8 protein-coding genes are annotated in these 13,797 nt (G+C 45.2%); 5 read left to right on the top strand and 3 right to left on the bottom strand.

Annotation, left to right across the window (positions count from 1 at the left end; translation table 11 throughout):
- The first annotated feature begins 190 nt into the window (after positions 1-190).
- Positions 191-787, top strand: a complete 597-nt coding sequence (locus L5L98_RS01010; RefSeq protein ID WP_263138178.1) for a Yip1 family protein — start codon at positions 191-193, stop codon at positions 785-787.
- Between the two features lie 180 nt (positions 788-967).
- Here L5L98_RS01010 and glnS read toward each other — a convergent pair whose 3' ends face one another.
- From glnS to L5L98_RS00995, 3 genes are all read right to left on the bottom strand, one after another.
- Positions 968-2,638, bottom strand: a complete 1,671-nt coding sequence (gene glnS / locus L5L98_RS01005) for a glutamine--tRNA ligase (protein WP_173245638.1) — start codon at positions 2,636-2,638, stop codon at positions 968-970.
- Positions 2,639-2,854: 216 nt separating this feature from the next.
- Positions 2,855-5,149 (bottom strand): Fe(2+) transporter permease subunit FeoB, encoded by a 2,295-nt coding sequence (feoB, locus tag L5L98_RS01000; RefSeq protein ID WP_105252942.1) that lies wholly within the window; start codon positions 5,147-5,149, stop codon positions 2,855-2,857.
- Positions 5,142-5,381 carry a ferrous iron transport protein A gene (locus L5L98_RS00995; RefSeq protein ID WP_028760477.1) on the bottom strand — a complete coding sequence of 80 codons (240 nt, stop codon included), beginning with the start codon at positions 5,379-5,381 and terminating at the stop codon, positions 5,142-5,144. Before L5L98_RS00995 ends, feoB begins: the two co-directional genes overlap by 8 nt.
- A gap of 440 nt (positions 5,382-5,821) precedes the next feature.
- On the opposite strand from L5L98_RS00995, the gene L5L98_RS00990 reads away from it, so the two are divergent.
- The 4 genes from L5L98_RS00990 to L5L98_RS00975 all read left to right on the top strand — a co-directional run bounded on the left by L5L98_RS00990 (position 5,822) and on the right by L5L98_RS00975 (position 13,677).
- Positions 5,822-6,781, top strand: coding sequence for a DmsE family decaheme c-type cytochrome (locus L5L98_RS00990; protein ID WP_173913212.1), 960 nt, complete (start codon positions 5,822-5,824; stop codon positions 6,779-6,781).
- Between the two features lie 13 nt (positions 6,782-6,794).
- Complete coding sequence (locus L5L98_RS00985; protein ID WP_263138177.1) at positions 6,795-8,945, top strand: MtrB/PioB family decaheme-associated outer membrane protein; 2,151 nt, start codon at positions 6,795-6,797, stop codon at positions 8,943-8,945.
- Between the two features lie 35 nt (positions 8,946-8,980).
- Positions 8,981-10,897, top strand: coding sequence for an OmcA/MtrC family decaheme c-type cytochrome (locus L5L98_RS00980; protein ID WP_263138176.1), 1,917 nt, complete (start codon positions 8,981-8,983; stop codon positions 10,895-10,897).
- A gap of 248 nt (positions 10,898-11,145) precedes the next feature.
- A complete protein-coding gene (locus tag L5L98_RS00975; RefSeq protein ID WP_263138175.1) occupies positions 11,146-13,677 on the top strand; it encodes an OmcA/MtrC family decaheme c-type cytochrome in 2,532 nt (843 codons plus the stop codon).
- Positions 13,678-13,797: the final 120 nt, after the last annotated feature.

Genomic DNA, 13,797 nt, shown 5'->3' with positions numbered 1-13,797 from the left:
ACTTTTTGTTCAATAAATAATCTACACTCTAAAGAACTGAGATCCTGATCACACAGCCTCTCACTTCTCTATGTGTAACCAATCGATGGATAAAGAGACAGGACACCATTTTAACCTCGATTGTAGAGCTGTTATCAGCTCGTCTGACGTTTGGCGAGCCATTCATCAATGCTGAACAAGGATAATTATAATGATACTGAATCACTTAATGGGGCTATACACTCATCCAAAACAAGAGTGGCAAACAATTGAAAAAAACCATGAGGCACTGAAAAATAGCTTAAGCCATGTAGTTCTTATCGCCTTAATTCCGGCGGTGTGCAGCTATATAGCTACGGCTTACATTGGCTGGAATCCTGGCGCTGGCGATCCTATTTACCTTACACCACAAAGTGCCCTGTTTATGTCCGCAGGCATGTATTTAGGCCTAATTGCAGGCGTATTCGCCCTTGCCTATTTAGCCTATTGGATGGCAAAAACCTTCGATGCTAACCCAACTTACACCCAAGCATTAGAGCTCGCGTCCTACACTGCAACCCCGTTGTTTATGGTCGGTTTAGCCGCATTATATCCAGTGCTATGGTTTATCATGATAGTGGGGTTGATTGGTTTAGCCTACTCAGTGTATTTACTGTACGCGGGGGTCCCTATCATTATGAATATCCCCGAAGAGAAAGGTTTTATCTACGCCAGCTCTATGGTGACTGCTGGCTTAGTACTCTTGGTGGGGCTAATGGCAACTAGTGTCATTTTATGGAGCTTAGGCTTTGGTCCTATGTACCAATAACCACTTTAATTCATCACAAATTTAATCAACAGCAACTCAAGCTCTGCGTAGCAATTGAATTTTTAGCAGAAAATAAAAAAGAAGGCCGTCAAGGCCTTCTTTTTTGGGTTTAATTAACGCTCTGAGCGATTTAGCAGATCTGTTTGACTCACTCAGTCAAACAGATCCACTTAAGCAAAATCACTCGAAAGAATCACGCAGCGCTACGGTTAAGTTAAACACTAAATTATCCGGCGATGAATCTTTACTGTCAGCGCAGAAATAGCCTTCACGCTCAAACTGATAGGCTTGTTCCGCAGGTGCATTCACTAGGCTTGCTTCTGCAAAACCTTGTACCACGATCAATGATTCAGGGTTCAACACTTCATCCACAGTCTCTGCCGCAGCAGGATTAGGATCGGTAAATAAACGCTGATAGAGACGGAATTCAGCAGGCTTAGCTGTAGATGCCTCAACCCAATGGATCACGCCTTTGACTTTACGGCCATCTGCAGGGTTTTTACCTAAAGTTTCAGGATCATAAGTACAGTAAACCGTCGTGATATTACCTTCGCTGTCTTTGTCACAACGTTCAGCTTTAATCACATAGGCATTACGTAAACGCACTTCTTTGCCTGTAACTAAGCGTTTGTATTGTTTGTTGGCTTCTTCTTTAAAGTCAGCCACATCGATCAATATTTCTCGGCCAAAGGCTAATTCACGCGTCCCCATGCTCTCATCATTTGGATGAGCGGCCGCTTGAATGTACTCAAGTTCACCTTCAGCATAGTTTTCAATGATGACTTTCAATGGACGCAATACGGCCATCGCACGCGGTGCATGTTCGTTCAATTCTTCACGAATACACGCATCTAACATGCCGACTTCAATCATATTCTCTTGCTTAGTCACGCCGATACGTTGACAGAACTCGCGAATTGACGCTGGTGTATAACCACGGCGACGTAAGCCTGCAATCGTTGGCATACGAGGGTCATCCCAACCTGACACGAGTTTACGGGTCACAAGGTCGTTCAGCTTACGTTTAGACATCAAGGTATATTCGAGATTTAAGCGAGAAAACTCGTATTGACGAGTACGATTCGGCGCTTGAAAATCGTTCAAATTATCCAACACCCAATCGTATAAACGACGGTTGTCTTGGAACTCTAATGTACATAAAGAGTGGGTAATATGTTCTAACGCATCAGAAATACAGTGCGTGAAGTCGTACATTGGGTAAATGCACCACTTGTCACCTGTTTGATGATGATGGGCAAAACGAATACGGTAGATGATAGGATCACGCATACACATGAATGGCGATGCCATATCAATTTTGGCACGCAATGCGCACTCGCCTTCTTTAAAACCACCGTCGCGCATCTTAGCGAATAAGGCGAGGTTTTCTTCGACTGATGTGTCGCGAAAAGGACTGTTTTTACCTGGCTCTTTTAACGTACCACGGTATTCGCGGGTTTCATCAGCATTTAAGAAACACACATAAGCCAAACCTTTATTGATCAGTTCAACCGCATATTGATGTAACTGATCAAAATAGTTTGATGAATAGCGAACATCGCCATCCCACTGGAATCCAAGCCAACGCACATCCGCCTGAATAGAATTAACATAATCAATGTCTTCTTTTTCAGGATTAGTATCGTCAAAACGTAAATTACACAGACCGTTATAGTCTCGCGCTATCCCAAAATTTAAGCAGATAGATTTAGCATGACCAATATGAAGATAGCCATTCGGTTCCGGCGGGAAACGAGTCTGTACACTCGTGTGCTTACCGCTTTGTAAATCTTCATCTATGATATTACGAATAAAGTTACTCGGACGTACTTCAGTGTCCACATGACTCATGGAATTCCTCTTTGCGAACAATGGCAATTTTAAGAAAACCAGCATGATCCTACAGATCACCACTAGTTACAATGCCTAGGGTTAAAAACTCTGGTTTTTGACTGTTTGGGGTTATAACCGCGATAGTAAAACAATAAAAGCAGCCATGAAAGCTGCTTTTATCTTTGACCTAACTAAGCTGACATTTATTATTCAGTCACGCCGACTCAGTAAATCTTACTCGGTGATAATGCGGATCCCAGGAATAATCTGCTGGCTTCTTTTGCCCTTACGTTTCAACCACAGATAAAAAGCGGCTAATGCAAACAAGAAGAAACCAATCCACAGACTTGATTGAACTGGGTGCTGCGTAAAGGTAGCTGCTTGATAAACTACCGTTGCAGAACCATAAGCCAGTGAGAAAGTCCACGTTGCCGCGAACGTCGCCCACCGAGAACCAAACTCATGCACTAAGGCGCCCATTGCCGCAACACAAGGAGTATAAAGTAAGATAAACAGCAAATAGGAGAAAGCAGCAACTTTACCACTAAAACCTGCTTGTAAAGCACCGAAAGTCGATGTCGCAACACCTTGTTCTTCAGCAACGGTTTCTTTATTGGTTAAATCACCGACCGACAATTTAAGCGGATCTTCAAGATCTAAACCAAACAAGTTAGCTGGAATCGTTGCCAGAGCCGCATTAAAGCTTTCGCTCAATGGTGCAAGCTCTTCATCTGTCGGCGCCGCGCTGCTGTATAGACTGTTTAAGGTACCAACAACCGCTTCTTTGGCGAAAATACCCGTGATAATACCGACGGTTGCAGGCCAGTTATCCTGCTCTATGCCCATAGGCGAGAAGATAGGCGTGATTTTTTGGCTCGCGACACTCAGCAAAGATGCTTGGCTGTCTTCATGGCCAAATGTGCCATCAACACCAATAGCATTAATGAAGTTCAATAAGGTCACGACCAGCACAATCGTTTTACCTGCGCCTAAAATAAAACTCTTAGTGCGTTTACCTGTACGAACCATAACAGCTTTCAGCTTAGGTAGTTCATAACTTGGTAGCTCCATCACCACTGCACTACTGCTGCCGGGTAATAAAGTGCTTCTGAGTAATAAACCCGTACCGATAGCGGCAAAGATACCAATAATATACAGCAAGAAGACTAAATTCTGACCTGAATCAGGGAAGAAAGCCGCCGCAAATAGTGCATAAACAGGAAGACGTGCACCACAGGACATAAATGGCGCCATCATCCCTGTCACAATACGCTCACGCTCACTGCCTAAGGTTCGCGTAGCCATAATTGCAGGCACTGAACAACCAAAACCGACAATCATAGGAACGAATGCTTTACCAGGCAGGCCAATACGACGCATTAAACCGTCAACCACAAATGCAGCGCGTGCCATGTAGCCAGAACTTTCGAGGATCGACAAACCGAGGAAAAGCGCCGCAATAACAGGAATAAAGGTTGATACGGTTTGAATGCCTTGGCCGACACCTCCCGCTAAGATAGTGACCAACCAAGCCGGAGAGCCCATGCTCGTCAAGAATGAACCGAAGTGATCGACAAACAGTGCGCCAGCAAAAACATCAAAGAAATCAATAAAAGCACTGCCAATATTAATGCTGAACATAAACATCAAATACATCACAAACAAGAACACAGGAATGCCAAGCACAGGATGTAAAACGAGTTTATCTAATTTGTCACTGAGGGTGAGGAACCCTGACTCTTTCACTGAACCTTGAAAAACTTGTTCAACGAAATTAAAGCGCGTGGTCGCCACCATCACTTCAATATCATGGCCTTGCTGAGCGATAATCTGAGTACAGGAATTCACTTCATCCTGCAGTTCAGCATTTTTACAGCTACCACAACCCGAACCATTACCTAGCATAGCCAAAGCGCGGCCGCGACTTAATTGGGCATCTTTGCTGCAAAGTAACTGCACGCCCGCTTCAATTTGTTCATCATAATGAAGCACTAATGGGGCTTCTGAGACTCGGCCTTGAAGTAAATCGAGTACCTGTGCCTGCACTTTAGCGACATCGGCAGGATCTCGCGAACACACGCCAATCACAGGGCAACCCAGCTCTTGGCTCATTTTCTTTAAATCGACTTTAATCCCACGTTTGACAGCCGAATCAATTTTATTCAGCACCACTACCATAGGGATAGCGAGTTCACGCAATTGGGCTGTGAGATATAAGTGACGTTCGATATTAGTGGCATCGACTAAATTGATAATGCCATCGACACGTTGCTCGGCAAGGTATTGCTGCGCAATTTGCTCATCAAGTGAACAATCGCAACTATTACCCGCAGGAAGAAGATCGTAAATACCCGGTAAGTCTGTCAGATAGACGTCAGCACCGTTTAAGGTGAAATGACCAGTCTTTTTTTCGACCGTAACACCAGACCAGTTACCCACTTGTTGATTTGCGCCTGTTAGCGCGTTAAAGAGTGTAGATTTACCCGCGTTAGGGTTTCCTACTGTGACGCAATGAAACTGCTTAGCCATTCGTCTTTTCCACCTCAATGATGTCTGCCAAATCTCTGCGCATACAAAGTTTACTACCACGAATATCCAGTTCGAGACCAGAACCCATAGGTGCGTATCGGATCAATAAAAAACGCGTATTTGGCGTGATCCCCATGGACAACAACTTGCGCTTCACGGTTTGTGGCAGCGCCAAACGCCCCACTTCAGAAATAAGACCGCGATCGCCGGGACTGAGTTCGCTTAACTTCATTACGTATTCCACCTTGCAACAGGTTCAGCTCGAAAAACTGCGCCCATTGTAACCGAGCGATGACACTAATAACTTTACCTAGATCATGATTTTTGATTGGTAACGATAATAGTTTTCAATTGTGTTGGGTATTATGTGATAAAAATTCCAATGAATAAACGACCAACCGAAAATAAAAATCCGCACCTTAGCATTAGTGACTATCAAGCGATGGACAGAAGTCAAAACGCTGTAAACAAATCCCACCCGAAGCAAGTGTGATCAAAATCACACTTAATCTATATCGCCTGTAAAATCATCCCTCTTTACAGTGAAAAGACCACGCAATGTTATGCAGGTGTCACACACTTGTTCTAATATTAACCGAGTTCAATAAGCTAAATTAGCAATGTCGAAAGCGTAAAAATAACAAATATAAATGCACTCGGGAAAACATAACCATGGAAATAGGGCTAAAGTTCAGAAGCATAGCTAAGGCTATGCTATGTATTTTGTTATCAATCGCAAGCGTTTCGGCCTCAGCGACCCCTTGGGATGACAAAAAACCAGAAGAAGTTGTTGCGACATTAGACAAAAAATTCGCCGAAGGTAAGTATTCCGCTAAAGGCGCTGATACTTGCCTGATGTGCCACAAAAAAAGTGCCGTGGTGATGGCAATATTTGAGGGGGTTCATGGCAACCCTAATGTGAAAGATTCACCCATGGCCGATTTGCAGTGCGAAGCCTGCCACGGCCCTTTAGGGAATCATAACAAAGGTGGAAAAGAGCCGATGATCACCTTTGGCGCAAACTCCCCTGTTCCCGCGCAAAAGCAAAACAGTGTCTGTATGAGTTGCCACAATGACAGTCAACGTACCGCATGGAAAGGCAATCACCACGATAACGCCGATGTCGCCTGTAGCAGCTGCCATCAAGTGCATACCGCAAAAGATCCTATCAGCGATAAAGCCAATGAAGTCACCATTTGTACCCAGTGCCATACCCAACAAAAAGCCGATATGCACAAGCGCTCGGCGCATCCATTACAGTGGCAACAAATGGTGTGCAGTGACTGCCATAATCCCCACGGCAGTTTAAACGATTCAAGCTTGAAGCAAATGAGTGTTAATGAAAATTGCTATAGCTGTCATGCCGAAAAACGCGGCCCTAAACTGTGGGAACATGCCCCCGTCACCGACAACTGCGCTAATTGCCATAATCCCCACGGCAGCGTGAACGAAGCCATGCTGATCAGCAAACCGCCACAACTGTGTCAGCAGTGCCACGCTTCGGATGGCCATAGCAGTAATGCCTATTTTGGCAATCAAACCAATGCCTTCACTTCTGGTAATTCCTGTATGAATTGTCACGGACAAGTGCATGGCTCTAACCATCCTTCTGGCAAATTACTGCAGAGATAACAAGGGAATGATCATGCGAACAGCTAAAATGTCTCACCCTAGCGCTTATTTCTCCCTCACTTTGCTGGCTTGGGCGATAAGCGGTGTTTTGACTCAAGCACACGCCGAAGGTTATGAGCTGCAAGAAGCGAATCGAAGTAGCATAAAGACAGAGGCATGGAGCTGTAAGCAATGCCAACCTAAGACAGGGCATATTGGCAATGTCAGTGCCAGCCTCGCTTACAACGATAGTGAGGACAGCCGTTTCGGTAACAGTAGTGGGACAGATAACTATGGTCTCGTTGGCGCCGTCGGTGCGGATATGATGTACAAAACGCAGACGGGTTATCAAACCGAGCTGGTCGCGGATAAGTTAGGTTTTGATGCGGGCTCAGCCAAGCTCACAACAGGAAGGCCGGGAAACTATCAAATCAACTTAGGTTATAGAGGCTTAGCAAACTATAACCATAATCAACTCAAAAGCCCCTATACCTCAGTGCAAGATAAAATGTTATTGCCCGATAACTGGATAACAGGCGGCACAACGCAATCTATGCCTATGTTACAGAGCAGCCTTGTTAGCCAAGATTTAAGTATTCAACGTGATCGCTTTAGTATCGGTGGTTACTACGCTGGCAAAATATCACCTGAAGGTGACAATAACAGTCACTACAAAGCCTCGCTAAACTATCAGCATGAAGACCGTAGCGGCGCCAAAAAGACCAGCGCCAATATACTCACCAATAGCGTTATGCTAGCCCAACCAATTGATGACAGTACTGATGAAGTCGATGCGAGAGTTTATTTTAACGGTTCAGGCTGGCAAGCAGGCATCAATAGCCAAATCAGCCAATATAAAAATGATCACCAAGCCATGCAGTGGCAATCAGCCTACACACCCACCTTTGGTGCAGCATACTTAGGCCAGAATGCGGTCGACCCCGACAATAAAGCCTACCGAGTTGCCGCAGAAGCCTCAGGGGGGGCAAATGGTCAAAATGTATTGATGCACGCAGGCTTTAGCCGCATGACCCAAGATGACACCTTTATTCCTGCCACCATCAATGGCCCATCGCCCGTCCTGCCTGCGGATACCTTAAATGGCCAAGTTGATATTGTAGAGATGGACCTTAAATATTCAGGACGGATCAACCAAGATTTAAGCATGCAGGCAAGCTACAACTATCAAGACAGAGATAATAAAACGGCTCAATTAGACTTTCCGCAGATCATCACCGACAGTATTAATCAAGGCACAGCCCAAAATAGCCTTTATGATAAGCGCACAAAAAAACTCGAACTTAAAAGCAAATACCGCTTTACCTCAGCGGCTTATGCCGAAGCGGGTTACAGCCATAATGAAAACGATTATGCCGAACTCGACCGCCAATCCATCGATGAATCTGGCGTGTTTGCTAAACTAAGTTATCGCTATTCACCCGCATGGTCAGCTTGGTTGAAAGGAGAAGCACTAGAGCGCGATGGCAGTGAATACGATCCCGTCACGACCACTCAAAGTCAAAGCAATCCTTGGCTACGTAAATCCTACCTTGCCGACAGAAAAAGACAAAAAGTCACCTTACACACTGATTATCAAACTGATATCGGCCTCTCGCTGGGCGCCAGCTTGCACAGTGTCGATGACGATTATCACCATACCCAAGTGGGTCTCACTCAAGTGTCCTACCTAGGTTATGACGTATCGGCCCAATATGCGCTGAGTAACGATCTTCATTTCACCGCTTTTGTTAACCAAGATTGGCGCGACTCAGATCAAGCGGGCAGTAACCGCTTTTCAACGCCCGATTGGTACAGCACTGCCGAAGAAAAATCGACTCTAATTGGGGCTGGTTTTAGTTATCAAAACCTGTTCGATAATCACCTCGACATTGGCTTGGACTACAGCTATTCCGATGGACAGAGTGATACCGACATCACCTACGGCATCAATAGCCCCTATGGCGACTATTACAGCCGCAAACACAATATTAATGCCTATGCCAAATATAAGTTTGCCGACAGCATGTCACTGAGAGTCGATTGGTTATTCGAAAAATATCAAGATGCAAATTGGCAGAACCAAGGCACAAGCTGGGACACTATCCCTAACGTGCTCAGTTTCGGTGATATGAGCCACGACTATAACGCCCACTACTTAGGCTTGACCTTAAGCTACCAAATGTAACTTAGGCACTGACAGCGCATTCCAAGGATAGAAATATGAACAAGTTTGCAAAAATTCGCACTCAATTCAGTCTTATGCTGGCCTTAGTCTCGCTATTAAGCGCCTGTGGCGGTGATAACGGCCAAGATGGTAATCCCGGTGAGCCTGCGAAACCGCCTGCATTAACGATAACTAGCCTTAACATCATGGTCGATAAAGTCGCGATGACAGATGGCATTGCTCAAGTGGATTTTCAAGTAAGCAATCAAGATGATGAAGCCGTGATTGGTATCCCATCGGCGACATTTATTGCTGCGCAGCTTCTCCCCCAAGGTTATACAGGCGCGGGGAATAGCAGTGAATGGCAGCACTTTACCGCTGAAACCTGCGCGGCAACTTGCCCTGGCAGTCTCACAGATCATAAAAACGGTCACTACAGTTACACCTTCAGCGCCGCATTTAATGGCATGAATGGAGTGACGTTTATGCCAGAAGCGACCCAAAGAATGGTAGTCAAAATTGGCGGCGATAAACTTGCCGATAACACGCCCTTACCTATAACCAATCAGCATTATGACTGGCAATCTTCAGGTAGTAATGTCGCTTACACCCGCAACTTAGTCACAATAGAGACCTGTAATAGTTGCCACAGTAATCTTGCTTTCCATGGCAGTAGATATGATCAAATCGAAACCTGCGTCACCTGCCATAACAGCAAAAAAGTCAGTAACCCTGATATTTTCCCACAAATGATCCACAGCAAACATTTAACCGGCTTCCCGCAACCCATTAGTGACTGCCAAACCTGTCACGTCGATAAGGCTGAGTTAACCGAACAGCAAAACTGGCGCAGAGTCCCGACCATGCAAGCCTGTGGTGCCTGTCATACACAGATCAATTTCCCCGCAGGCGAAGGACACCCAGTGCAAACAGATAACAGTAACTGCGTGGCGTGTCATAATGCCGACTGGACCGCAAGCGTACACAGTGATGAAGCTAAAGCCGCGGCACTGATGCAATTTAGCCCAAGCATCACCAGCGCCAGTATGGATGCCAATGGTACGGTCACTGTTGCGGTTAAGCTGATGAATCCAGCCACAGGAACTGTGTATAGCGAAAGTGCCGATAAACTAAAATTTATCAATGATTTAAGGGTATATGCCAACTGGGGAACCAGTTTTGATTATGCGACCCGTTCAGCTCGCTCGATTAAACTGCCGGAATCCACACCCATATCAGGCTCTAATGGCATTTATATCTATACGATAGCGGGCCTTACTGTGCCAGCAGGCACTGAAACGGATCATGGCGGACTTGCGATTCAAGGCAGAGTCTGTGCCAAAGATAAAGTACTGGTTGATTGCACGACTGAACTGGCGGAAGTGTTAGTGATTAAATCCAGCCACAGTTATTTTGATATGGCAGCATTGAGCAATGAAGGTCGCCGTAGCGTTGTGAGCAATGCAAGCTGCGGTAATTGCCATGGTGATCAAAAACTGAATATTCACGGCTCACGTAACGATCTCGATGGTCAATGCCAGCTATGCCATAACGCCAATATGCTGGCCGATGCGACGGCAGCCAATCCTTCAATCACGTCATTTGACTTTAAGCAGCTGATCCACGGTATTCACACCAGTCAATTCACGGGGTTTGAAAGCCTAAACTACCCAGGAAAAATCGGTAACTGTGCCCAATGTCACGTTAACGATACTGCGGGGATTTCTACCGTCGCCCTCCCCTTAAATTCAGCGGTACAACCCCTTGCCCTCGATAACGGCACTTTTACCAGCCCAATTGCCGCTGTGTGTAGCAACTGCCATTCAGATACCAGCACTCATAACCACATGGCTCAGCAAGGTGCTGTTTTTGCAGGTACAAAATCCGATGCAACCGCAGGAACTGAAACCTGTGCTTTCTGTCATGGACAGGGCGGAGTCGCGGACGTGTTGAAAGTGCATCCAATAAACTAACCCTATGATGCTGGCCTAAAAAGGCCAGCAACTGCAGATATAAAAGGAACTCATACGATGCAGTCATCTACTCCTAAAGAAATAGTCAGATCTCAGTCACATTACCCGCCTAAAGTGACTGATAAATACCAGTGACTTAGTTAGCCTTACAGATGGAAAACTAATTCCACACATCTTATGCGGGTAATGAGATTTATTCTTATTTGCCAGGCGTTTGATGATGATTACAACTATTGCAGGGAAATATCATGATGAAACGGTTCAATTTCAATACCGCAACAAAAGCGATGTTGGGTGCCGGTTTACTCTCTCTACTACTCGCCGGTTGCGGTGGTAGTGACGGTAAAGATGGTGAAGACGGAAAACCGGGTCCGGTAGGCTTAGACATAAGTCAAGCCACCACACTCAAAGCCACACTTGAAGATGTAAAAATTGACAACGGCACTGTCAGCGTAGACATAGTACTAACGAATGCGAATGGCGTTCCTGTGACGGGCCTAGAGCAATACGCTCAAATCAATGCTATCGGATTGGGTATTGCAAAACTTACCCCTGAAAGTGGCAAAGGTTACAAAACACCTCAATGGGTCAGCTATATCAACTCAGTGAAAGCAGCTGATCCTGCACGCAGTCTTGCAAATTATAGCTATACCGATGGTAAAGATAGCGCTGGCAATCCTATTACTAAAGAAATGAAATTTACACCTGGTGATGCTATTCAAGCGAACATCGAATCTAGTTGTAAAACCACTTGTTTAACAGTGGTTGATAGTGGCGTTTACCGCTATACCTTCCAAACCAATTTAAGTACTTTGCCCGCTATTGAAGGTCTCGATTTAACCTACGACCCAACATTAATACATCGCATTACTTTAGAACTTCAAACCGATGGCAGTAAAGATGCCAAGTTAGTCAACAGCCATATCGACTTCTTACCAAGCGATAACTTTAGAGTAGCTAAAGAGACGGAAACGCGTACGGTTGTCGATTTAGAAGCGAACTGTATCAAGTGTCACAGCACAAATTATAGCGATACATCTTCTACTGCTAAGCCATTAGCACTACATGGCGGAAGACGGATCGGAATAGCAAACTGTCAAGTTTGTCATACCAGCTACAGTAAAGATCCAGAAACAGGATCACCTTTGGATATGGGCGCCATGGTTCATGCCATTCACAAAGGTACTTACGCTATGGTGGGTTACAGCGGAACGGCTTATGACTTTAGCGGTACTATGGCTAAAGCTGCGGCTGAAAGTGACTACCCACAATACCGTGAAGGTAAAGACGTTTCTGAACGAGTCACTCTGCCTGTCTCTATCGGGAACTGCCAGTCTTGCCATAGCACAGATGACAAAGGACCCGTTGATGCCGCGAGCTTTAAACATCACAAAGGTTTAGCCTGCGCATCTTGTCACATGTCAGGTTTTAATCCAGTAGATAACAGTGAATGGTTAACGCCACCTGAAGGTCAAAAAGACCGTGGTTTCGTTGGTAACTATTTCCATTACTATGCAACACCTGAAATTGACGGTATTCCAGGTGCAAACCTAGTCAATGTATTCCAAAATGGAGGCTGCGCTTCTTGTCACGCCGAACAAGGTGAAGAAGGCAGCGCTAAATATCACTTAGCAAAAGCTAATGCCACTAAGTTACTGCGAACTGAATATGCCTATAAGTTAGAAAATGGCACATTTGATGTGGCTAAAGGAGAGTTAACATTCACAGTCGATTGGCACAGTGATGTTGCTCCACATCAAGATCCTAAAGTGAAAGAGTTTTGGGTCAGCTTAACGGCATTCAATGGCACTGAATACACCATGGGCCCACGTCCATCTAATGGTACTTTAGGTCGTAGCGAAAACCGTATTTCTGTAAATTTGGCCAAAGTTGAGACTAACGCTAACTTAACAGCGGTACCAAATGGCTCAAAAGTAACATACACATTAACAGGCATTAAAGCTGTTATTGGCACAAGTTCTGTTCCATACAAACAAATTGTTAGTATTGGTAAAGGCTTCATGGACGGCAAATTGCTGATCTGTGCAAACTCTGCAGAACTCGATCCAACGATGGATGCTGCGATTGATTGTAGTAACACTGAAGCACCAATCTACGAAGTGATTGTTGGCAGTAATAAAGCTTCATTCTCTGCCGATGCAAGTAATGTTACCGCACGTAGCATAGTCATCTCTGAAGCAAAATGTGCTAACTGTCATGGTGAGAAAGCTGACTTTTCAGCCTCTCATGCGCTGACCCATGCGGCAGACAAGCCTGATAACAGCTGTGGTACTTGTCACTCTGCTGTACCTAATACCGCGGTAGCTTTAGCCGATGGTAGTTGTGTGGCTTGTCACAATGGCGCTCCTGCTCACAGTAAAAAGCCATTTGAACGTGGTTTTGACTTTAAAGTCATGATCCACCAAATTCACGCTGATACTCGCAGTGTTCGCCGTTTAACAACAGATGCAGCAACCTTCCCTGAAAACCCAGCGAACTGCGCGGCTTGTCATGATAAAGGTCAACTTAGCTTAGCTACACTAGGCGATAAACCTGCGTTCTTAGCAAGTACTGGTGAATACTCACCAACCGTTGCAGCTTGTGCATCTTGCCATGCAACGACCGCAACTGACAGCGCAGTGATAGGTCACTTCGAAACCAATGGTGGTGTATATAACGCTGCTGCTGGCACTTATACTCCTGGTAGCGAAACCTGTGCGACCTGCCATGGTGAAGGTAAATCATTTGGTGTGGATAAAGTTCACCCAGTGAAATACTAATATGGAACCGAGTAACGAATCGCAAATCAGTCGTTACTCACATTAAATTCAGCAAAATCCCTCGCACTGCGGGGGATTTTATTTACATAACAGCAATCCCATTCAAACCTTGCTTTTATA

Source organism: Shewanella sp. SM23 (assembly GCF_025654295.1).
Lineage (GTDB): Bacteria > Pseudomonadota > Gammaproteobacteria > Enterobacterales > Shewanellaceae > Shewanella > Shewanella oncorhynchi.
The sequence above is the reverse complement of the archived record's forward strand: the minus strand, read 5'-3'. Positions and strand labels throughout refer to the sequence as shown.